Consider the following 22,128-nt stretch of genomic DNA (forward strand, 5'->3'; position numbering starts at 1 on the left):
GCCGTCCGCGAATACCCTCGTCTTCGCGGTCCGGGGTTGCTCCCTGGCTGGGCGACCACAGTCCGTGGCGGTGCCCCTTGCTCGGTCCGAGGACCCTGCGCTGATCCGGCCGTGAGAGTCACGGTCCCTCCAACGTCACCGCCACGGACGGTCGCCCGTCCCCCGTTGGTGATCAGTCTGCGACCGGATTCGGCCACCCATGGCTCGTCCTGACGGCTCCCTGATGGCCAATCAGCGTTGTTTGACGGCACCTTGACGGCGGCACGCGCGGCGCCGTATGAGTGCCGCAAATTCTGTGTCCGCCACGCCGGTGGGCGGAGCGAGCGGGATTAGATTCGCTGTCGGCCGCCGCTGGAGCCATGGACGTCAGGGCCCAACAGACGTCCGTGACCCCGCACGACGGGCGGAGTCCACGCTCCGCTGTGACGCGAAGGCGGCCCGGTGCGTGTCCGAGGGGGCACGCGCCCGCGCAGGACGCCTTGTCGTCGCCTCTTCGCCGGCGTCCGTGCGCCGCCGTGCGGTGCCGGGGCCCCGGCGCCGCACGGACCGCCCACTCCAATCGATCCCCGGCTGTCCGATTCACCGACAAGACACGAAGGTGTCCATGCTTCCCGCTGCCCCCGAGCAGGCTTCCCCGTCCCGTCCCGAGCGCACGGTCCGGCCCGGACCGGAGGGAAGGCGGAGACGCCGCGCACCGAGCGGGCTGTTCGAACCCGTCCAGCTCGTCCGCTCGTTCCCCGAGGCGCTGCGCAAACTGCACCCGCGCGTCCTGGTGAAGAACCCGGTCCTGTTCGTCGTGTCCGTCGGGGCGGTCCTGACCACACTGTCGGCGCTGCTCCATCTCGCCGTCTTCACCTGGGTCATCAGCCTGTGGCTGTGGCTGACGGTGGTCTTCGCCAACCTCGCCGAGGCGGTCGCCGAGGGCCGCGGCAAGGCACAGGCCGAGTCGCTGCGCAGAGCCCGTACGGACACGGTGGCGCTGCGGCTGCTGCACTGGAGCTACGGCACCGATCCACGCACCGCCCGTACGGAGGCCGTCGCCGCCACCGAACTGAAACCGCTGGACGTCGTGGTCGTCGAGGCGGGCGAGATGATCCCGGCCGACGGTGATGTGATCGACGGGGTCGCCGCCGTCGACGAGTCCGCAGTGACGGGTGAGTCCGCGCCGGTGATCCGTGAGTCGGGCGGCGACCGCAGCGGCGTCACGGGCGGCACCACGGTCCTGTCCGACCGGATCGTCGTCCGGGTCAGCGCACGCCCCGGGCACAGCTTCCTGGACCGGATGATCGCCCTGGTCGAAGGAGCCTCCCGGCAGAAGACCCCGAACGAGATAGCCCTCAACATCCTGCTCGCCTCCCTCACGATCATCTTCCTCCTGGTCGTGGTGGCCTTGCAGCCGATGGGCGAGTACGCGGGCGCCACCCAGACCACGACCGTGCTGGTCGCGCTCCTCGTCACCCTCATCCCGACGACGATCGGCGCCCTGCTCTCCGCGATCGGCATCGCGGGCATGGACCGCCTGGTGCAGCGCAACGTGCTCGCCATGTCGGGTCGGGCGGTCGAGGCTGCGGGGGACGTGAACACCCTGCTGCTCGACAAGACCGGCACCATCACCCTCGGCAACCGGGAGGCCGCCGCCTTCGTACCCCTGCCCGGCATCGACGAACGGCAGCTCGCCGACGCCGCCCAGCTCTCCTCCCTGGCCGACGAGACACCCGAGGGCCGCACCGTCGTCGTCCTCGCCAAGAACCGGTACGGCCTGCGGGCTCCCGCCGAGGGTGAGTTGGCGAACGCCCGCTGGGTGGCCTTCAGCGCGCAGACCCGAATGAGCGGCGTCGACCTGCGCTGGGACAACGGAGCCGTCTGCGCCATCCGCAAGGGAGCCGCGCAGCAGGTGATCGAGTGGGTGCAGATGTACGGCGGCCACGTCCCGCCTGAGGCGCGACGGTACGCCGACGCCGTGGCCGCCTCCGGCGGGACACCGCTGCTCGTCGCGGTACACGACTGGGACGGATCGCGCGTCCTCGGTTTGATCCATCTCAAGGACGTCGTCAAGGACGGTATCCGCGAGCGCTTCGCCGAACTGCGCCGCATGGGCATCCGGACGGTGATGATCACCGGTGACAACCCGCTGACCGCCAAGGCCATCGCCGAAGAGGCGGGTGTGGACGACTACTTGGCCGAGGCTACCCCCGAGGACAAACTCGCCCTGATCCGACGGGAGCAGGAGGGCGGCAAGCTGGTCGCGATGACCGGCGACGGTACGAACGACGCGCCCGCGCTCGCGCAGGCGGACGTCGGCGTGGCGATGAACACCGGTACGTCGGCCGCAAAGGAGGCCGGCAACATGGTCGACCTCGACTCCAACCCGACGAAACTCATCGAGATCGTCGAGATCGGCAAACAACTCCTCATCACCCGCGGCGCGTTGACGACCTTCTCCATCACCAACGACGTGGCGAAGTACTTCGCGATCATCCCGGCCATGTTCGCAGGCTCGTACCCGGGCCTGGAGTCGCTGAACGTGATGGGCCTGCACAGCCCGACCTCCGCGATCACCTCTGCGATCATCTTCAACGCCCTGATCATCGTGGCGCTGATCCCGCTCGCCCTGCGCGGGGTGCGCTACACCCCCGCCTCCGCCCACGATCTGCTGCGCCGCAACCTGCTCGTCTACGGCCTCGGCGGACTGGTTCTCCCCTTCGTCGGCATCAAGCTGATCGACCTGCTGGTCTCACAGGTGCCCGGCCTTGGCTGAACCCCGCCAGTCCGTCCGGCTCGCCCGTCAAGGTCCCGTATGCGCACGTCAGAGGCACGTCATGGTTCGGGGTTTCGGCTTGCCCGGGGTGTGCGGCACGGCTTCCATGGATGACGTGAACAGCGCCTGGCTCCTTCTCGACCGGCCGCCGAGTCCGGCTCGGCCGTCGCGTCGCGAGCCGCGCTGACCGGAAGCACCCGCGCCACGCCGGTATCACGTCCCGCCGACGTCATGCCGTACCGGCGCCGCGTCCCGCCGACGCCGCTTTCCGTGACCCGAGGGGCGCCGCGATCGGCTCCCGGCGCCCCTCGACCCACCTTCTCCACCGCACGCCCACCGCCCCTCACCGGGCGGCGTCGGCGTGCCCACAACCCTGGATCGGATCATGCCCATCTCTGCCCTTTGGTCCCGTACTGTCCTGGTCACGGGCGCCACCTCCGGCATCGGTTACGAAACCGCCCGGCAGCTCGCCGAGCGCGACGCCACCGTGCTGCTGCACGGCCGTACCGCCGAGGAGGCCCGTGCCGCCGCCGACCGCCTCGCCTCCACCGCCGGCGTCAACGGCGGTCAACTGCGCATCTACGCAGCCGACTTCGCGCGCCTGGACGAGGTCGAGACCCTCGCGCACAAGGTGGTCGCCGAACACCCGCACCTGGACGTCCTCGTCAACAACGCCGGCATGGCCGCTCCCGAGCGGCACACCGTCACCGCCGACGGCAACGAGATCGCCTTCCAGGTCAACTTCCTCGCCCACTACCTGCTGACCTGCCTGCTGGAACCGGCCCTCACCAGCGACCCGGGCGGCCGCGTCGTCAACGTCTCTTCCTCCCTGCACCGCACGGCGTCCATCCAGTGGGCCGACCCCAACCGCGCCCGCCGCTACTCCCGCCTCGCCGCATACGCCCAGTCGCAGCTCGCCCTGACGGTTTTCGCGGCCGACCCACGTGTCACTGCCGTGTCCGCCCACCCGGGCGTCTGCGACACCGCGCTGCTGCCCCTGTACTCGCACGAGGGCGTCTCCGCGGCCGAGGGAGCCGCGCACGTGGTCCGGCTGTGCGACCCGGCCGTCGAGATCGTCAACGGCGCCTACTACGACCGCGACGAGCGCGTCGAACCGGCCCCGGCCGCGACCGAGGACCGCACGATCAGGCGCCTCAACAAGCTGGCGGACCTGCTGGTCGGCCGCAGCGCCGCCTGAAGGACATTGGAGACCGAGGGAGTTGTACGTGTCCAAGCGTGCCCGCAAGAAGAAGGACCGTCGCAAGAAGAAGGCCAACCACGGCGGCAAGGCCGGCCAGGGCTGACCGCGGCACCACCGGGGCGGGCGACAGGGAGAGGCAATCCCCGATCGCCCGCCCGATCCGTGTCCCCTCTCCCACCCTCTACGAGGCATTGATGATCCCGATCTCTCCTCCGGACCAACGTGCACTCGCGCGCTGGTTCCCCACGAACTCGCCCGGGCCCGCCACCATCGGCGAACACGTGCTGGCCACGGGCGTCGGCCGGTGGTGGGCCGACCGGCCCGTCCAGCCGAGCACGGTCGCCGTCTCCTGCGCCGGCCACGTCGTGCTGCGCGGCAGCCCGGAAGAGCTGACGCCGGAACTCCTCGCCCCGCTGGCCGGCAACCGCGTCGAAGCCCCGGCCCGGTTCCTGCCCGCTCTCGGCGCCGCCTTCGACCGGCTCACCCCCTGGGAGCGCATGATCTGGACCCTCCAGGCGACGCCCCAGCCCGCCACCGCCCCACACTCCGTGACCGTACGGCGTCTGGAACCGGCGGACACCGACGCGGTGCGGGAACTCGGCCCGCACGCCTCCTGGCTCTCTGCCAGCTGGGGCGGCCCGCGCGGCTTCGCCGCCTCCGGTCACGCCTGGGCCGCAGTGGGCCGCACCGGCCGTATACGTGCGGTGGCCTGCACCTACTTCCGGGGCACCGGCTACGAGGACGTGGCCGTCCACACCGTCCCCGACCGCAGACGCCTCCACCTCGCGCTGGCCTGCGTCACCGCCTTGTGCGCGGACATCACCTCCCGCGGCCACACGCCCAGCTGGAACTGCTCCCTCCACAACCGCGCCAGCCGCCTCCTGGCCTGGAACGCCGGTTTCCGTCTGGTCCGCGAATGCGTCCACTACGCGGCGGGGAGCCCGGTGTCACACCATCGGCTCAGCGCCTAGCGATCACCCCGGAAAGAAGGAGACTCCCGTGACCAGGAAGCCCCCGCTCCTCACCCTGCCGATCCTCGAAGGCCGCCACGAGCTCACGATCACCCGGCTGAAGCGCGGTGAGGAGTCCTTCACGCTCCACTACCGGATCACGCCCCCGCTGCCAGAGTCCGGCGACGAGCCCCCCGTACTCCCGGTCCTGAAGGCCGTGGACGACCTCGGCAACGAGTACGACGACCGCGGCGGCGCCTATGGCACCCACCCGGACGGCACCTGCACCGACGGGAGCCTCAGTGGACATCCGTCCCCGCATCCGGACACGAGCAGCCTGCGGATCCGCATCACCTTGCTGCGAGGCGGCAGGGAAATGTCGTACGACATGACGCTCGGTGTCCGGCCCTGAAGGCGCGGCGCGCGACACGCTCGGCCTTAACGCGGTCTTGACGCGTTAAGCGGACATACATGTGGGCCCAGGCGTCACTCCCTGCTTACGCTGGTGCGGCCGTCCGTGTGATGGCCGGAACCCCACGCTGAGCCGCACACCAGGAGAGCACGTCCATGGCCACCACCGAACACCCTCCCAGTACCAGCCGCCTGCGCACCTGGATGCTGGAGGGCCTGTCCGACATGGGCAAGCACGGCGGCCACACAGGCCCGCACGCCGAGCCCGAGCCGCCGCACAAGGGCCAGCGCTGGTACCGGGTGATGTGCCTGACCGGCGTCGACTACTTCTCCACCCTCGGCTACCAGCCCGGCATCGCCGCCCTGGCGGCCGGCTTGCTCTCCCCGATCGCCACCCTCGTCCTCGTCGTCGTCACCCTCGCCGGCGCTCTCCCGGTGTACCGCAGAGTGGCGGAGGAGAGCCCCCACGGCGAGGGCTCCATCGCCATGCTGGAGCGGCTGCTGTCCTTCTGGAAGGGCAAACTGTTCGTCCTGACACTGCTGGGCTTCGCCGCCACGGACTTCCTGATCACCATCACCCTGTCCGCGGCCGACGCCTCCACCCACCTGATCGAGAACCCGCACCTGACGAACGTGCTGCACGGACAGCAGATGGTGATCACGCTGGCGCTGGTGGCCCTGCTCGGCGCGGTGTTCCTCAAGGGCTTCCTGGAGGCCATCGGCGTCGCCGTCGCCCTGGTGGTGGTCTATCTCGCCCTGAACGCCGTGGTCGTGGTCGTCGGCTTCTGGCACGTGCTGACCGCCGGGCACGTGGTCACCGACTGGACCAGCGCCCTGACCACCCAGCATGGCAACGTCTTCGCCATGATCGGCGTGTCCCTGTTGGTCTTCCCGAAGCTGGCCCTGGGTCTGTCCGGCTTCGAGACCGGCGTCGCCGTCATGCCGCACGTCCAGGGCGACCCGGACGACACCGAGGACAAGCCCAAGGGCCGGATCCGCGACACCAAGAAGCTGCTGACGGCCGCCGCGCTGATCATGAGCGTGTTCCTGATCGCCACCGCCTTCATTACCACGGTGCTCATCCCGGCGAACGAGTTCAAGACGGGTGGCCAGGCCAACGGCCGCGCACTCGCCTATCTCGCCCACGAGTACCTGGGCAACGCCTTCGGCACGGTCTACGACCTCTCGACGATCGCCATCCTGTGGTTCGCCGGCGCGTCCGCGATGGCCGGCCTGCTCAACCTCATGCCGCGCTACCTGCCCCGCTACGGCATGGCCCCGCACTGGGCCCGCGCCGTACGCCCGATGGTCATCGTCTTCACCCTGGTCGCCTTCCTGGTCACCTGGATCTTCGACGCCAACGTCGACGCGCAGGGCGGCGCCTACGCCACCGGGGTCCTGGTCCTGATGTCCTCCGCCGCCATCGCGGTGACCATCGCCTCCCGCCGCGCTGCCCAGCGCGGCTGGACAATCGGCTTCGCCATCGTCTCGGCCGTCCTCCTCTACGTAACCGTCGCCAACGTCGTCGAACGCCCCGACGGCGTGAAGATCGGCGCCTGCTTCATCGTCGGCATCATCCTCATCTCCCTGGCGTCCCGGCTGGCCCGCGCCTTCGAGCTGCGCGTCACGCACGTCGAACTGGACGACATGGCGGAACGATTCATCCGTGACATCTCCAGCCGCAAGATCCGGTTCATCGCCAACGAGCCCGGTGTGCGGGACAAGGCCGAGTACCGCGACAAGGTCGAGCAGATCCGCGCCGACAACGACATGCCGGAGCAGGAGGACTTCGTCTTCGTCGAGGTCACGGTCACCGACCCCTCCGAGTTCGAGGCCGGACTGACCGTGCGCGGCGAGGTCCTGCACAACCGCTACCGCGTCCTCACGGTGGAGTCCTCCTCCATCCCCAACGCCCTCGCAGCACTCCTCCTCCACGTCCGAGACATGACGGGCTGCACCCCGCACATGTACTTCGAGTGGACCGAAGGCAACCCCTTCGCCAACTTCCTGCGTTTCTTCCTCTTCGGCCAGGGCGAGGTCGCCCCGGTCACCCGCGAGGTGCTGCGCGAGGCAGAACCGAACCGCGTCAGGCGCCCGCGCGTGCACACCGGCTGAGGACCGGCCCCGCGGCCGCGTCAGGATCCCGTCAAGATTCGCCCGTACGCGTTAGGAGCCCGTAAGCAGCGGTCGCCGCACCGGGTGCGGGCGCCTAGCGTCGGCGTCATGCGACGGAGCGGACCGCCAGGCTCGGCTGGCGACCGCCACTGGCGTGGCAGCGCCCGGCTCGCGCTGACCTGCGCCTTGCTCTTCTGCTTCCTGTGCCTCCTGGTGGACTGGGACGCCGGAAGCCTGTCTCCCCTGCGCGCCCTGCTCTGGGTCACCCTGTCGGCCGCGGTGTGCGCCGTCCTGCTCCCCCAGCGGGTGAGCGCGGGCCCCGGCTGGCTCGCGGTCCGCACACCCTGGCGCCGGCGCATGGTCCGCACGGACGCGTTGACGGCAGTACGGCAGTACGACGGCCCCTCCTCCCACCTGGTCCTCCGGGACGTCCACGGCCACCGCCTGGAACTCGACCCCCGGATCCTGGTGGCGAATCCGCTGCTCTGGCACGAACTCGACACCGGAGTCCGCCGCTCCCTGGAGCGCGGCATGCTTCGTCACGGAGCGGATGTCCTTGAGCGGTTGGGTCACTGCATCGACGACGAAACGGTGCAGGCGGTGCTCCGGGCATCGGGGCTTTCCTGACCTCGCTGGATCGCCACGGCCTGGCCTGCCGAAGCCGTGGGACTGGCCCTGACGTTGTTCAACGGCCCCAGCACGGGATCCATGTCGCGATATAGCTTAGTCTTCCACTCGCGCCGCTGCCTTCGCCGCGCCGAGATGTTCGACAGGACCAGGACGGAAGCATGTCGGGAGAGATTTCGCCCATCGGGAAGCGCTCCGGCCCCGGCTCGTCGCCCGAGCTGCGAGCCTCTCATGCGGACCGGGACCGGGTGGTGGATGTGCTGCGTATCGCGGCTGGGGACGGCCTGCTGACCGCGCAGGAGTTGGACGAGCGCCTGGAAGCTGCCCTGTCGGCGCGGACTCTGAGTGAACTGGCCGCGCTCACCGGCGACCTGCCGCCCGTATCGGCTACGGGTGGCATGACTGTCGCAGAGGTCAAGGACGTAGTCCGGATCGCAGGGGTCCACAGCGGCGCAGTCGAGCGCCTGGGGCGCTGGGTGGTGCCGCGGAGGCTGGAGCTCGCGGTGACGTACTGCGAGGTGACACTTGACTTCACTGACGCAGTGATCACGCACGACACCTTGCGGATCGACGTAGGCATGACGGGGAAGACGCTGACGCTGGTCTCGCGGCCGGGCATCGTGGTCGATACCGATGGTCTGCAGCTGGTACACAGCAGGGTCAAGTACCGTCAGACTCCGGCGAATCTTGATATGCCTGTCACTTTGCGAGTGGAGCTGGTCGGTCAGAAGGCCCACGGCCGCGTGGTGGTGCGGCCCCCGCGTAGGACGTTCGGGCAGTGGCTGCTGCGCAGGTCCACGTCCCCTTCCGCAGGCGCTTGACTCCATCGTTGTGAACTGTCGGCGGTAGTTCTGGGCGGCGTCGGCGGAATCGGTTCCGGCCGTGATGCGAACCACCGCACCACAGTTCGTCAGGGCCGGCAGGACGGCCGGACGCTGAGCAGTTCGGTCCTCAGCACGGGCGTGCCGTCGACAGGCGCCGGGTCCTGCGTAGTTGGCTCGATTCCGCCAGCAGCGATCTTGTCGAGCGTCTTCAGGCCGGCGGCACCGACCGTGCCGAACACCGTGTAGTCCGGTCGCAGCGCGGAGTCGCCGTAGACGACGAAGAACTGCGAACCGTTCGTGTTCGGCCCGGCGTTGGCCATCGCCAGCAAACCGCGCCCGTAAAGGCGACGGACGCCGGTCGGATCGCTCGGTGCCGGCGGCAGGTCCACCGGCAGCTCGTCCTTGTACTCGTACCCCGGCCACCCTCGCCAGTGCCGGTCGGGTCGCCACACTGCAGGACCTTCAGCGTCGGATACGCCGTCAACCGATGGCACACCGTACGGTCGTAGAACCGGTGCCGCGCCAGGTGCACGAAGCTCTGGACCGTGCACGGGGCCTTCGCCCGGTCCAGACGCAGCGGGAGCGGGCCCTGGCTGGTCCGGACAGCCATACCGACCGTGCCGTGACTGGGGGTGTGCTGCGGGTCGGGCGGCAGGGGAACCGGCCGCGCCGCCGGCTCGTCCGGGGTCTGGGTGTACTGGCAGGGACCGTGCGTGGTTCGCGGCGGGGCATCGGAAGCGGAGGCGGTGGTGCTGCCCCCGGACACGACCAAGGCTGCTGACGCCAATGCGGTCATGAGAGCTCGGTTCATCCTGCACACCCTCCAAAAGATCGCCAGATTTCGGAGCGGTCGCAGCCTAAAGCGCGGCCCGGCGGGCGAGAACCCACCGGCAAGCCACATCCGCCTCCCAGCCTTCGGCCCGCGGTCGCAGGCCACTTCGTTCGGATGCGGCACAGCGTCGGCTGGCCGATCAGGGCGTCCACCCGGTGCACGACGGATGCTTCCCGAACCCGGTCGAGCGGCCTCCGCAGTCCACGCAGAGGCCCTCACCGAACGCTGCCGTGCGCATGAGGTGATCTCACCGGGGTGCCGCTGTCGAGACTGACGGTGCCGCTGCCGTCATCTCGGGTCACTCCGGGGGAAGGCGTCGCCGGCCGGCCAACCTTCCGGCAGACCGAGAGCGGTGTGGACGGAGCGAACCGCGGGCTGGCGCTCGACCTGGATCCCAGCCAGTTGCGCCGTTGCCCAGGTAGGGAAGATGGGGGCAGGAAGCGAGGCTGGATCCGGGCTTTGCCAGAGAACGGGAGTGTTCTTCGTCCAGGTCCAGGGTGCTGGGTTGTTTACGACGAGCACGCCGCTGACACGGCTGTGGGCATGGTCGTAGGTGGCAGTCCAGTAGCCATCGGGCATGCGGCTGAAGGTCGATCCGCTGTCGTAGGCGTACTCAACCGTACTCCCGTACAGCGCTCTCTCGATGTCCTCATCTTCGGGGAAGTCAGCTGCATGGCCTACCGCCACGATGAATGGCAGCTCCAGGTCACCATACTTCCCGCCCTTGTGTGTGACGGCGTGGAGCACTCGCTCCGATCCGTCCTCGACCGCCCATGCCGAGGGGTAGACGCCGATTGTCCTGCTGGATGGATTGCCACGTTTGCCTGGGCTGCGGGGGATCGCTTGAAACGTGAGGCACCAGCCAGCCTCTTGCCAAGTGTGACTGGGAAGCGGCACCTTGCGCTCATGGTCGGCGATGACCTGGTCGGGGTCCAAGCTTTCAAGCCATCGCGTCAGCCCGGACTTCAGCCGTCTCTGCGGCGGCGTTGCCGGACCGGCGCTGTGGAGTTCGCACGATACGAAGAAGTTCGGACTCGGCAAGCGATCGATGGCATCACTCAACTGCGGTGGGAGCGAGTAAGACCCCGCGTCGCGCTTCGCGGCCTTCCAGATCGCCTCGACGACGAACTGCTCGTTGCCGCGCGTAACCAGGAAGTCGGGCTTATAGCCACCTGTTCCCGTTTGCCGCTCAACCTCCACGCTGCAACCGGAACCGAGCAACATCTCGTGCAGGTACAACTCCCACAGCGCAGAGTAGACGTTCGTATCGGAGTTTCGGTCCCGCAAACGGCTGAGCAGGCCGGGTTGAGCCTGATCAGGGAGGCGCGACCACCATTCGTTGATCACATCCCGAACCTGGTCCCAGAACGGACCGGCGACCCTCTCGAAGAACTCGGCCTGTGGCTCGGCCGCCCGCTTCGGCGCCGCATCCGTCCGATTCCGGCTCGCGTATACACCCATGACAGACGATCGTAGGTCGCTCCGTGGGCCATTCTCATTCCTTTTCCACTGCGTCCCGACGACCGCAGGGCTCAACCGAGTCAGCCGTTCTCACCCCTTCCGGGTCCCTGTTGAAGTGGCCGACCCGAGAAAGTGCCCACCGGCCAGTTTGGCCTCCAACGGGGGCACAGATGCGAGATGCGCGAGTGCTCGGACCAAGTCCGGCGGGCGCCCTACCGCCAACCGCGTTGACCATCACCTCGCTGGCGACGCGGACGCGACGCCCCCAGCACAAGCCCCAATCCGCCTTGACCAACTGCATGCGACGTCTCGCCGGGGCGCCGTCGTATCACGTCCCCATCTACGCAGCACCCCAGTCGGAGGAAGCCGACGGGTGTGCAGAAGCAAACAAGACGGCTTGGTCCGTCGCGGGGAGTTCCGAGGTCACGTGCTGCGCATCGACCGTACGAGGCTTGTCGTCGCCGCGTCCTTGCTTCGGGTGCTACGAGAGAGGACAACCGAGTGCAACGCGCCAACGCCAGACTCTGCAACCAACTGCTTCGCAGAGCCCGCCGGGTCGCGTCGGCGGGGCTTTCGTCGAACGCCGCTCTCACACGCCTATCACCGACTGCGTCGACTTCTCCGGACCAGGTCGCCCTGACCTGGCATTACGTGCCCGTCATGGACTGCGCTGGACCCTTGTGGACGGCCCTTACAACCTGTGCCATGTGGTACCCAGTGAGGGACCCAAGATCAGGACCGGAGCGTCTTCTGGCCCGTCAAAGCGGTATTGCAGGGTGTTCGGGGGTGTCTCACTCACGCCCCAGACCCTCTCACGTCTCACGGACGCCCCTATAACGCGGGGGTGCTGGGCACCGGTCTGACCAGGTTAAAGACCTCGCGGGCGGCATACCGTTTGAGGCATCGGATGATCTCAGGAGTCAGACCCCACCGTAGGACAGCACCCACCTGGTGCTCTCTGTCTATCCGGCTTGCAGCCACATCAGCCGGCTCCGGGTGTGATCAGTGGGCGCGCGTTATGGGCTGTTCGGACCAGATGGTCTTGTGGTTCTGGCCGTGGCGGCAGCCCCACCGCTCGGCGAGTTGGGCGACGAGGAACAGTCCGCGTCCACCCTCGTCAGTGGTGCGAGCGCGGCGCAGACGGGGTTGGGCGGTGTTGGAGTCCGTGACCTCGCAGACCAGAACGTGGTGCCGAATCAGTCGCAGCTCCGCCGGCGGACGACCGTAGCGGATCGCGTTGGTGACCAGTTCACTGACGATGAGCTCGGTGGGGAAGAGGAGGTCGTCCAACCCCCACGCGGTGAGTTGGCGGGCCGCCCATGCCCGAGCATCCGAGACAGCAGCCGGATCAGCCGGTATCTGCCAGTGAGCGGTGTCCTTGGCCGGTACGGCGCGGGTACGTGCCAGCAGCAGGGTCGCGTCGTCACGCGGTGCTGCGTCCACCAGGTTGTCGAGGAGGGCCCTGCCGGTCTCGTCCAAGGCGCGGTCCGGGCGGCAGGAGGTGGCGAGCGCATCGGTCAGCCGCTGGAGTCCGTCGCCGGCGTCGTGCGCGCCTTGGTGGACCAGGCCGTCGGTGTAGAGCGCGAGGACGCTGCCCGGTTCGAGGTCGATGGTGGTTGTCTCGTACGGCATGCCGCAGACGGCGAGGGGCGGCCCCGGGAGTATGTCGACGGTTTCGACAATCCCGTCGGGCCGCACGAGCACGGGCGGTGGGTGCCCGGCACTGGCCATGGCGCAGCGTCGGGTGACCGGGTCGTAGACCGCGTACAGACAGGTGGCGCCCATGACGTCGTGGTCGCCAGGGGGTGCTTCCGCCGCGAGGCGCTGGACCAGGTCAGCGAGACGCGTGAGCAACTCGTCCGGCTCCAGTTCGAGGTCGGCGAGGGTCTGGATGGCAGCGCGCAGACGGCCCATGGTGGCACTGGCGGGTATGCCGCGGCCGATCACGTCTCCGGCGACGAGGGCCAGCCGGAGAGCGGGCAGGGGTATGGCGTCGTACCAGTCGCCGCTGGTGCCGCCCCCACGGTTTGTCGGCAGGTAGACGCCGGCGGTCTCGGCTGCCGGAGTGTCGGTCGTGGCCGGGGGAAGGAGTCTTTGCTGCAGGGCCATGGCCGCTCTGTGCTCGCGCGTGTAGCGGCGGGAGTTGTCGATGGCGAGTGCTCCCCGTGAGGCGATCTGCCTCATGAGATCCACCTCGTCCGCGGTGAACGGTTCGGAGGGGCCGGTGCGCCAGACCACGATCGCTCCGAGGGTGAGTCCGCGGGCGTGCAGCGGTGCCACCATCACTGCCTGGATGTCGTGCGGGAGGAACTGCTCGGCCGGATGTGGGCCGCCGATCAGGGCGATGTAGTCGTCCCGGTCGTAGACGACCGTCTCGCCGAGCTGGAAGCGGCGCAGGAGGGGGTGGTCGGACAGGGATGGGACAAGGTTGCCGCGCTGGATGCCGGGCGGCCAGTCCGCGGTGGCCGGCGCCAGGGCCGCGTTGCGTCGATGCGGATCTCCTCCGCCCAGCCGCTCGGCGGGTTCGTCACCGTCAAAGACGGCTTCCGCAAGGTCGACTGCTGCGAGATCACCGAAGGTGGGTACAAGGACGTCCGCGAGATCCTGGGCGGTCCGCACGACATCCAGGGAGGACCCCACCCGCTCGGCGACCGCATGGGCAAGATCCAACTGTCGGCGGGCACGCAACTGGTCGGTGTCGTCTATGTACAGGGCTGCGACTCCTGCGGGGCGTCCTCGCGCGTCCTCCAGTCGGAAGGCGGACAGCGACAGCGCGTGCCGCCGCGCCGGATGGTGTCGCCAGCTCACTCGCTGGTTCCTGTGGATCACCGGGACGCCCGTCTCGAGCACCTGCCGCAGTACCGCCTCGATGGTCTCGGCGTCCTCGGCGCACAGCACGTCGCCCAGTCGGGCGCCCGCCTGTATGGGACGGCCGTCGGGAGTGTCCGGCATGGCGTTCGTCTGCACGGTGGTGAGATCCGTGTCGTGCAGGGCGATCGTGACCCGGTTCTGTGCGGACAGTGCGCGCAGGAGGGCTGCGCCGTGCCGGTGGTCGACGACGTGAGGAGTGGGGGCCGCGAGCACGAGGAAGTTCGCCGAGCCGCGCACCCGTGTGGTCCGGAATGTGACGTCGATCGTGTTGCCGCACTGGTGACGCAGTCGTACCCGGCCGGTCGCCGGCACGTGTGCGGCCCTGTGCGGGTCGTGCGGGAGGTCGGCCACGAGCTCCCGCACGGGGCGGCCGTGGACCTCGTCAGCGCGGAACCCGGTCAGGTCCTGTGCTGTGCCGGTCCACCCCACCACCGTGCCCCGATCGTCGAGCACGGCCGCGGCCAGGCCGTCGAAGGCGGCCGGCCGGCCGCGGGGGCCGGCGCCGAAGACGCTCGTCGCACCTCGAAAGGCGCCTGCCGGGTCGGCGTTTTCAACATCCGATGGGTCCATGTCTCTGGCTTTCATTACGAGGTTCCGCGACTACGGGAGATGGGGATCCTGTGGCGGCTGTCGGCGCTCAGCGGGCGCCTGTTGGGGATGGCAGGTCCTGTTCGGCCCAGACGACCTTGCCGTCTGTTACCGAGCGGGAACCGCACCTGCGCGACAGCCGACCGACCAGGTGAAGGCCGCGGCCGTGCTCGTCGAGATTGCCGGGATGGCGCGGGCGTGGCCGACCGGTGTTGGTGTCGGAGACTTCGCAGGTAAGCACCCGGTGCTGGATGAGCCGTAGGCGGATCGGGCCGTCGCCGTGGCGGATCGCATTGGTGACCAGTTCACTGACGAGCGACTCCACTGCCGTCACCAGCGGCTCCAGACCCCATTCATGGAGTTGACGGGCGGCCAGACGCCGGGCCGTCGGGACGGTGACGAGTTCGTTCGGCAGATCCCAGGACGCGACTTGGGCGGGTGGCAGGGCGCGAGTCCGCGCAAGGAGCAGGGTGACGTCGTCGGCCGGTGCCTGCGCCGACAAGGTCTCCATCGCCCGCGAGCACAGGTCCTCCAGGGCGGCACCGGGCTGTGCCAGGGCGGCGCCCAGACGCCGCAGGCCGACGTCGATGTCCTCGCTGCGGGACTCCACCAGGCCGTCGGAGTAGAGGGCGAGCACGCTTCCTTCGGGCAGTTCCAGTTCCACGGACTCGAAAGGCACCAGGCCGAGACCGAGGCCCAGCGGGGCTCCGGCCGGCAGGTCGGGGGCGGTGACCCCGCCCTGTGCGTCGACGACCAGGGGCGGCGGATGCCCGGCCCGTGCCAGCGTGCACCGTCGGGAGACCGGGTCGTAGACGGCGTACAGACAGGTGGCACCGACCACCGCGGGGACCTGGTCGGAGTCGTCGGCGTCCTCGTCGTTCAGTCGCCGGACCGTGTCGTCGAGGTGCGCCAGCAGTTCGTCCGGGGGCAGGTCGAGGTCCGCGAGCGTGCGCACGGCGGTGCGCAGCCTGCCCATGGTCGCCGCGGCGTTGATGCCGTGTCCCACCACATCGCCGACAACCAGGGCCACCCGGGCACCGGACAGCTCGATCACGTCGAACCAGTCGCCCCCCACTCCGTGGTCCATGTCGGCCGGCACATAGCGCGAGGCGACCTCGACGGCAGCACCGCCCTGCACCCGGTGGGGGAGCAGGTCGCGTTGCAGCGCAAGAGCGGCGGTGCGCTCGCGCGCGTACTGGAGCGCATTGTCCAAACAGAGCGCGGCCCTGGTGACCAGCTCCTCGGCGAGGAGCAGGTCGTCCTCCTGGAACGGCGTCTGTTCCGTGGAACGGCCGAACAGCGCCAGGCCCAGCACGCAGCGCCGGGCGCGGATGGGTACGACCATCAAGGAGTGGACGCCGCTGTCGCGTACCTTCTGCGCACGCGTCGGATCGTGGTCGACCCAGGGGCCGGCATGGGTGTCCAGCACCGGTTCCAGGTGAGATGTGCCGCTGCGCAGGACGGCGGCGAACGACGAGGTCGGGGGGACGTGGATCACCTCTTCACGCACCGCTGGCATCTCCAGGACACCCTGGTCGACGGAGGCCACCCCGGCACGGCGCAACACAGGGCGGCGTCCGCTCGTCGTGCCGATCCGTGCGGCGGGCTCGAGTCCGAACGGAACCGACTCCACCAGGTCGACGACGGCGTGGTCGGCCAGCAGGGGCACGGTGAGCTCTGCCAGTTCCTGGGCGGTCTGCATCACGTCGAGGGTGCTGCCGATGTGCGTGCTGGCCTCGCTGAGGATGGCGAGGCGCTCGCGCGCCCGCTTGTTTCCGGTGACGTCCACGGTCATGGAGCACACGCCCAACGGGGTGCCGTCCGCGCCCTGGAGACAGAAGAAGGAGGCGGAGAACGCGTGCTCACGGGGCCGGTCCGCAGGCGGCCACGCACGGTACTCGTGCACCGTCGTCGTGCCGCTCTCCAGCACCTGTCGCATCACGACCTTGAGCGCTTCGGCCTCGACAGCGGGCAGTGAGTCTCTCAGACCGCGCCCGAAGCGTCGGTGACGAGGCACGCCGTCGTGCCGCTCCATGGCGTCGTTCACCCAGACACAGCGCAGCTGCGCGTCATAAACGACGATGCCGATCGGGGCTCGGGCAAGGAGCGACTCCCGCACCGGTCCCCCGGTCGTCCCCGAGGACAGGGAACCTATGTCCGTCACGGACGCCAGCCACCGGGTGTCGTCGCCCTGTCCCCGCAGCAGGGAGACCCGCAGCGTCATCCTGAGCGTGTGGCCGTCGCGGTGGCGTATCGCGACGGTGCCGGACCAGCCGCCCCGCGCACGGCACTGCTCGGCGAACGCCAACGCCCTCCGGGCGTCCTCGGGAGGCGGCAGCACGTGTGCGGCGGACCGGCCCACCACCTCCCCGGCCGCATAACCGACGAGCTGCTGAGCGGCGTGCGTCCACCCCACGACGATGCCCTCGGCATCGATCATCGCTATCGCGGCATCGGGCACCTCGGGGAGGCTCACCGGCTCGGCGAGGAGGGTGTGGTCAATGTTGGTCATCGCGGTCCGTCCCATCGGTGCGGAAGTAGGAGCGTCGGCCTGTAGTCCGGCGACCCTGTGTGCAGCGGTGGTGAACAGCGATGTCCCGGTGAGCGGCACACGGTGCGGTATGTGTCATATCTGGGCAAATCGCCCTTTTCTGATGAAATCATCAGATCTAACGGCTTAGACGTCAAGTCCCTCATAGGTGATCGAAAAGTCAGATGCCGGGGCTGCAGGTCACGGCTTCGCAGGTGAACGGACGGGGAGCGGGTTCCGCCGAGCACGCGCCGCGGGTGGGAGCGGGTTCCGCCGAGCACGCGCCGCGGGTGGGAGCGGCTCCCCAAGGTTCAGACCAACCGCCGGATGGCGGCCCACCCTGGCGATCGCTCGGCAGACTGGGCGCCGGGACGATGCCGGGGAGCCCATACCCGGAGTGCCCGAGGGCTCATGTGGCACCGCACGGGGAGTCGGGCAGGCTGACGGCTTCGCCGTCCAGCCCGGCGGGGAGGGCCGGGGCGGCGGCGTAGACGACGACGTCGGGCATGGCGAGACAGGTGAGGCCGTGCGGTTGTCCACTGCGCAGCCTCGCGGCCGTCTCGGCGGGCGTCTCTGCCCTGGCGGTCAGGACTCCCAGGAGGCCGGAGTCGAGGTGCGCACGCCTGCCGAGTCCGGCAGGGTCATCCACTTGGTACGGGTTGTTGCTCACCAGTACGGCACCCGGCCCGTCCACGGTGAGCGGCCCGGCGCGCACCACCAGATCCGGGCCTTCGTGGCGGGCCAGGAATTCCGGAAGTATGCGCACTGCCGTGCCAAGCTTGTCGTCCCGATAAGCCGGGTCCTGCACCAGGGCGGCATAAGCACCGAACGAGACGTTGTTGACGAATGCCCGCTCGCCTGCGTACCCCAGATCCACGCGCAGCCGACGCCGTCCGTGAGGCCTCCAGCGAGGCCGAGGAGTCCCCACGGTCCAGGCCGAGATCCATGGCGAAGTGGTTGCGGGTACCCGCCGGAATGACCACGAAGGGCAGGCCGCCCCCCGCGGCCACCTCGGCGACAAGCGCCTGGGTACCGTCTCCGCCGGCCACGCCCAGCAGATCCGCACCGTCGTCCACCGCGCGTCGGGCTACCGTCGCCAGGTCCTGGGGGGAGAACGATCGATCAGGACCACCTGGGCTCCGAGCGTGCGGGCGCGTTCCGCGATCCGGAACCGGCTCGCCTTCCCTCCCCCCGAACGCGGATTCACGCTCAGACAGGGCCGCCGCGCGCCTGCGTCGGCCGCGACGCGTTCTCGCTCACGGCGCGTACCCGAAAGCCGCATGCATCTGGGCTCACCGCAGCGGCCGGCCACTGGGGCTGCCGACACGGACAGACAACAACCCCGAGAACGCCGACCGTTCCGACGCCCCCGAATAACGGCCTAACGGAATCCGGCAGCCCAAGCGCAACGAGGAGTTCGCTCAGGTCGACGACTGCGCCTTTCTCCGCCAGGCGAAAGAAGGTTGACAGGCAGACACGGTCAGTGTTCGAGCGGGCCCTGGACGTCGGACTGACCAAACACCTCGGCTGCCGCTGCGGTGGTCACCAGGAGGGCTTCTTCCGCTTCTCCGGCTCGGGCGGAACGTGAGGGCGGCCCTGATGAATGTGCCGATGCCCGAGATAGCCCGGCCCAGTTGGGCACGCCGCACGACGCCGGCGTCGCCGTCATGGCCGCGCCCACTACGATGCGCGCGAAGTACCTCCGCCGGCCGACGGCCCGCGGAGGTGCGTGATGTCGCCGCTCGCCGGCGCCCGGTCGGTCCGGCTCCGCCGGTCAGTGCTGGGTGTGCGGACGTGCGTGGAACAGGGGGCGCCGCTGAGGGGCCGTGCCGGCAGCCAGATGGCCGATCTCGACGCGTGTCCTGATGGCGCGGACCACTTCGGTCAGACCGACGACAATGGCCATGACGCCCACTACCAGCGTGAGTGTCGCGATGGAGGCGAACGGCATGACGATCATCACGATGCCGGCCATGGTGCCGATGATGCCGAAGGCCACGTGCCAGCCGCGGCCCGGCATGGTCTGATCGGAGGCCGCCGCGACCGTCTCCAAGGTGCCCCGGAGCAGCCAGCTGAAGCCGATCCACAGGGCGAGCAGGAAGACCGACTCGAGGGGGCCCCGGAAGCAGACCAGTCCCAGCAGGATGGAGGCCGCGCCGGTGATGAAGTGCAAGACGCGAAGATGCCGGGGAACATGTGCGCCGAAGGCGGCGGCGATTTGGAAGACACCGGTGACCAGCAGGTAGACGCCGAAGAGCACGCCGACGACGCGGAGCGTCTCGCCCGGCCAGACCAGGGCGATGACGCCCAGGGCGATGGTGGCGAGGCCCATGGTGAGCAGGATCTGCCAGCCCATGTTCGCCAGAGCGGTGATGCCTTCGACCGCAGGACCTTCTTGTGGTTCGGTGCCACGTGGCGGAACGGAACCGGGGGGATCGGAAGGAGATGTCATGGCACCTACCTCCTTCTGTGAGCAGCGTGGTCACGTCACTACATGTCCATCGTCACCCGATCAGCCTCATGTCGCTCGGCGGAAAGGGCAGGGGACTGTGGCGCATGACGTGTTCCGGGCAAGCTCCTGCGTCCTGCGGGAGCCGGGGTGCGTATCCGCCGGACCGTCCGATGCCGGCGGCCAGGCACAGTCGTGGTGTCCTGTTCGGGTGAACGACGGCATTCACGCGTGGGGGGTGATGACGGCACGTCCTTGGATCCTGCCGTCGTGCAGGAGCTGGTAAGCCTCGTTCGCGCGTTGCAGGGGGAAGTGCTCGACCAGCACCTTGATCTTTTCCTGCTGCGCGAGCGTGATCACATCCATCGGTTCGGTGAGGGAGCCCCAGCAGGGCGAGGCGACCGAGCACTTGTGCGGCGGGCTGGAGAAGTCGACGGGCAGGGCTCCGCCGCCGAGTCCGACAATGGTCAGGTGCCCGAGCACCCTGGCCACCCGGGCAGCCATCCGCAGCGTCGCGTCCATGCCCACCATGTCGAGCACGAGCTGAGCGCCCTGCTGCTCCGTCATGTCCCTGATGCGCGCGATCGCCTCGTCGCCCAAGCGCTGGGCGGTCTCCAGCTTGCCGGCGTCGGTGTCCACGGCGACGACGGTGGTCGCCGCGCTGAGCACACGCAGGATCTGAATGGTCATCTGGCCCAGACCGCCGGCCCCGATCACGACCGCGGTCGAGCCCGGCCCCAGCAGGTGCAGCGACCGCTTCACAGCGTGATAGCTGGTCAATCCGGCGTCGCTGAGCGGGGCGGCCTGGCGGGGATCGAGGGTGCCGAGCGGAATCAGGTAGCGCGCCGCCGGGACCGGCAGGTACTCGGCCATGCCGCCGTCGTGTCCACCGCGCAGGCCCGGTCCCTCACCCGCGCGCTTCTGGCAGTAGTTCTCCTGGCCCTGACGGCAGTTGGCGCAGATGCCACAACCCCAGGAGCCGTAGACGATCACAGCGTCCCCGGGCTGGAATCCGGTGACGCCCGGTCCCAGCCGCTCCACCCATCCCGCGTTCAGGCACCGGCGCCTGCGACCTTCACCAGGACCTGCCCCGCGCCGGGCTCGGGCACCGGCACCTCGCGCAGTTCGGGCGGCTGCCGCCAACCGACGAGTTGAAAAGCCCGCATAGCGATCCTTCACGCGCACACTCGTCAGTCGCGGATGCCGTCGATGTCGACCAGGACGTGACGCGGGCCGCGGAATATCTGATTGTGCCGGTACGGCGGCGGGTCCTCGACGAGCCGGGGGTTCTGCACCCGGCGGACGAACTCGCCGACCGCGATCTGGACCTCGAGTCGCGCGAGCGGGGCGCCGAAGCAGAAGTGGATGCCCTGACTGAACCCGAGGTGTTCGTTGTCGCGGCGTTCGAGGTCGAGCCGGTCGGGGTCGGTGAACCGTTCCGGGTCGCGGTTCGCCGACCCGTACGCCAGGAAGATCGGAGCCCCCTTGGGGATGGTGGTGCCGGCGATGTCGATGCCTTCCAGGGCGGAGCGGGTGTGCCAGAACTGCACGGACGACTCGAAGCGCAGCAGTTCCTCCACCGCTGGCACGATCAGCTCCGGACGGCGGCGCAGCTCCTCCAGCGCTTCGGGGTGCCTCAGCAGCGTGAGCACGCTGTGGGCGATCAAGTTGACCGTGGTTTCGTGTCCCGCGAAGATCAGGAGCAGGGCATTGCTGGCGAGCACGCCCTTGGACATCCGTCCCTCCGTGCCGTCCTCGTTCACCATGGCCGAAAGCATGCCCGGGCCGGGCTGGTCGGCGTACCGGTCGAGCAGGTCGGCTGCGAACTGCCCGAAGTCCTGCACGGCCCGCCGTCCGCCGGCCAGCCGGCTCCGGATCTCTTCGGACGCGGCCTCGGGGCCGAAGTCCAGGGCGTCCAGGGCGGTCTCGATCCAGTGGTGGAAGCGTGGCTCGTCCTCCAGCGGCACGCCCAGGACCTTGCAGATCACCGTCACCGGCAGGGGGTAGGCGAAGTCGTCGACGGCGTCGATCCGGTTCTTGCCCTTCATGCCGTCCAGGAGCCCGGCCACGATGCGATGGATCTCGGGCTCCAGATCGGAGATCAGGTGAGGGGAACGGGGAGGCCCGACGAAATGCGGCATCATCGTCCGGCGGTCCCTATCGTGCTCGGGCGGATCCTGGGTGATGATGTTCGGCTCCAAGGAGATGACCGCCTCCGTGATCGGCTCGGCCTCCGCCTCCGCCGCTCCCTCGGCCGGGGTGGCGGCCGGAACGGGGCACTTGCGTGGATCCGAGCTGACCCGGGGGTCGTGGAGCAGCGTGACGATCTCCCGGTAGGTGCTGACGACATAGGTTCCGTCCGGCTGCCGCGCCACCGGTGTCTTGCGCAGTTCCTCGTAGAAGGGGTACGGGTTGGCGCGGTTGGCGTAGCGCAGCGCCTGCTGCCAGGGGGTTTCCTCGGCCACGAGGCTCCCCTCCTTTTTCCTGTCGGTGCTGTCCGCTTGCACGCTC

The 22,128-nt window shown here is 69.2% G+C and carries 16 protein-coding genes and 1 pseudogene; 7 read left to right on the plus strand and 10 right to left on the minus strand.

The genetic code is table 11. The features are described 5' to 3' along the window. The first annotated feature begins 604 nt into the window (after window positions 1-604). The 7 genes from kdpB (at window position 605) to ABZ865_RS10060 (ending at window position 8,883) form a co-directional block, all read left to right on the plus strand. Window positions 605-2,758, plus strand: coding sequence for a potassium-transporting ATPase subunit KdpB (gene kdpB / locus ABZ865_RS10030; RefSeq protein WP_361226637.1), 2,154 nt, complete (start codon window positions 605-607; stop codon window positions 2,756-2,758). A gap of 385 nt (window positions 2,759-3,143) precedes the next feature. Then, window positions 3,144-3,956 carry an SDR family NAD(P)-dependent oxidoreductase gene (locus ABZ865_RS10035; protein ID WP_361226640.1) on the plus strand — a complete coding sequence of 271 codons (813 nt, stop codon included), beginning with the start codon at window positions 3,144-3,146 and terminating at the stop codon, window positions 3,954-3,956. 197 nt (window positions 3,957-4,153) lie between these two features. Further along, on the plus strand, window positions 4,154-4,930 hold the full coding sequence (locus tag ABZ865_RS10040; protein WP_361226643.1) for a GNAT family N-acetyltransferase: 777 nt from the start codon (window positions 4,154-4,156) through the stop codon (window positions 4,928-4,930). A 28-nt stretch (window positions 4,931-4,958) separates the two neighbouring features. Further along, window positions 4,959-5,321, plus strand: coding sequence for a hypothetical protein (locus ABZ865_RS10045; protein WP_361226646.1), 363 nt, complete (start codon window positions 4,959-4,961; stop codon window positions 5,319-5,321). A 155-nt stretch (window positions 5,322-5,476) separates the two neighbouring features. Next, a complete protein-coding gene (locus ABZ865_RS10050; protein ID WP_361226649.1) occupies window positions 5,477-7,435 on the plus strand; it encodes an amino acid transporter in 1,959 nt (652 codons plus the stop codon). A gap of 108 nt (window positions 7,436-7,543) precedes the next feature. Beyond that, on the plus strand, window positions 7,544-8,062 hold the full coding sequence (locus ABZ865_RS10055; protein ID WP_361226651.1) for a hypothetical protein: 519 nt from the start codon (window positions 7,544-7,546) through the stop codon (window positions 8,060-8,062). 161 nt (window positions 8,063-8,223) lie between these two features. Next, window positions 8,224-8,883 carry a DUF1707 domain-containing protein gene (locus tag ABZ865_RS10060; RefSeq protein WP_361226654.1) on the plus strand — a complete coding sequence of 220 codons (660 nt, stop codon included), beginning with the start codon at window positions 8,224-8,226 and terminating at the stop codon, window positions 8,881-8,883. 89 nt (window positions 8,884-8,972) lie between these two features. On the opposite strand, the gene ABZ865_RS10065 is transcribed toward ABZ865_RS10060, so the two are convergent. From ABZ865_RS10065 to ABZ865_RS10110, 10 genes and pseudogenes are all read right to left on the minus strand, one after another. Next, window positions 8,973-9,275 (minus strand): peptidylprolyl isomerase, encoded by a 303-nt coding sequence (locus tag ABZ865_RS10065; RefSeq protein WP_361226656.1) that lies wholly within the window; start codon window positions 9,273-9,275, stop codon window positions 8,973-8,975. 80 nt (window positions 9,276-9,355) lie between these two features. Continuing rightward, a pseudogene (locus ABZ865_RS10070) lies at window positions 9,356-9,787 on the minus strand (peptidylprolyl isomerase); the annotation flags it as partial. Window positions 9,788-10,006: 219 nt separating this feature from the next. Then, window positions 10,007-11,179, minus strand: coding sequence for a hypothetical protein (locus ABZ865_RS10075; protein ID WP_361226659.1), 1,173 nt, complete (start codon window positions 11,177-11,179; stop codon window positions 10,007-10,009). 1,002 nt (window positions 11,180-12,181) lie between these two features. Next, entirely contained in the window at window positions 12,182-14,620 is a 2,439-nt protein-coding gene (locus ABZ865_RS10080; protein WP_361226663.1) for a SpoIIE family protein phosphatase, read from the minus strand. A 67-nt stretch (window positions 14,621-14,687) separates the two neighbouring features. Then, entirely contained in the window at window positions 14,688-17,150 is a 2,463-nt protein-coding gene (locus ABZ865_RS10085; protein WP_361226666.1) for a SpoIIE family protein phosphatase, read from the minus strand. A gap of 427 nt (window positions 17,151-17,577) precedes the next feature. Further along, window positions 17,578-17,817: a hypothetical protein gene (locus ABZ865_RS10090; protein WP_361226668.1), complete on the minus strand. Its 240-nt coding sequence runs from the start codon at window positions 17,815-17,817 to the stop codon at window positions 17,578-17,580. Continuing rightward, window positions 17,810-18,244, minus strand: a complete 435-nt coding sequence (locus ABZ865_RS10095) for a diacylglycerol kinase family protein (RefSeq protein ID WP_361226671.1) — start codon at window positions 18,242-18,244, stop codon at window positions 17,810-17,812. The genes ABZ865_RS10090 and ABZ865_RS10095 overlap by 8 nt, the downstream gene beginning before the upstream one ends. A gap of 698 nt (window positions 18,245-18,942) precedes the next feature. After that, the gene (locus tag ABZ865_RS10100) at window positions 18,943-19,620 is read right to left on the minus strand and encodes an HdeD family acid-resistance protein (protein WP_361226674.1); all 678 of its coding nucleotides are present in this window, start codon (window positions 19,618-19,620) and stop codon (window positions 18,943-18,945) included. Window positions 19,621-19,842: 222 nt separating this feature from the next. Next, a complete protein-coding gene (locus ABZ865_RS10105; protein WP_361226677.1) occupies window positions 19,843-20,610 on the minus strand; it encodes a zinc-binding dehydrogenase in 768 nt (255 codons plus the stop codon). Window positions 20,611-20,807: 197 nt separating this feature from the next. Continuing rightward, the gene (locus ABZ865_RS10110; RefSeq protein WP_361226680.1) at window positions 20,808-22,082 is read right to left on the minus strand and encodes a cytochrome P450; all 1,275 of its coding nucleotides are present in this window, start codon (window positions 22,080-22,082) and stop codon (window positions 20,808-20,810) included. Window positions 22,083-22,128 lie beyond the last annotated feature (46 nt).

The sequence above is a fragment of the Streptomyces sp. NPDC047085 genome (genome assembly GCF_040643735.1).
In the GTDB taxonomy this organism is placed as follows: Bacteria; Actinomycetota; Actinomycetes; order Streptomycetales; family Streptomycetaceae; genus Streptomyces.

Coding starts and splice junctions, on each gene's coding strand:
- kdpB (WP_361226637.1), top strand. CDS start 605: ATGCTTCCCGCTGCCCCCGAGCAGGCTTCCCCGTCCCGTCCCGAGCGC.
- ABZ865_RS10035 (WP_361226640.1), top strand. CDS start 3,144: ATGCCCATCTCTGCCCTTTGGTCCCGTACTGTCCTGGTCACGGGCGCC.
- ABZ865_RS10040 (WP_361226643.1), top strand. CDS start 4,154: ATGATCCCGATCTCTCCTCCGGACCAACGTGCACTCGCGCGCTGGTTC.
- ABZ865_RS10050 (WP_361226649.1), top strand. CDS start 5,477: ATGGCCACCACCGAACACCCTCCCAGTACCAGCCGCCTGCGCACCTGG.
- ABZ865_RS10055 (WP_361226651.1), top strand. CDS start 7,544: ATGCGACGGAGCGGACCGCCAGGCTCGGCTGGCGACCGCCACTGGCGT.
- ABZ865_RS10060 (WP_361226654.1), top strand. CDS start 8,224: ATGTCGGGAGAGATTTCGCCCATCGGGAAGCGCTCCGGCCCCGGCTCG.
- ABZ865_RS10075 (WP_361226659.1), bottom strand. CDS start 11,179: ATGGGTGTATACGCGAGCCGGAATCGGACGGATGCGGCGCCGAAGCGG.
- ABZ865_RS10080 (WP_361226663.1), bottom strand. CDS start 14,620: ATGGACCCATCGGATGTTGAAAACGCCGACCCGGCAGGCGCCTTTCGA.
- ABZ865_RS10085 (WP_361226666.1), bottom strand. CDS start 17,150: ATGACCAACATTGACCACACCCTCCTCGCCGAGCCGGTGAGCCTCCCC.
- ABZ865_RS10100 (WP_361226674.1), bottom strand. CDS start 19,620: ATGACATCTCCTTCCGATCCCCCCGGTTCCGTTCCGCCACGTGGCACC.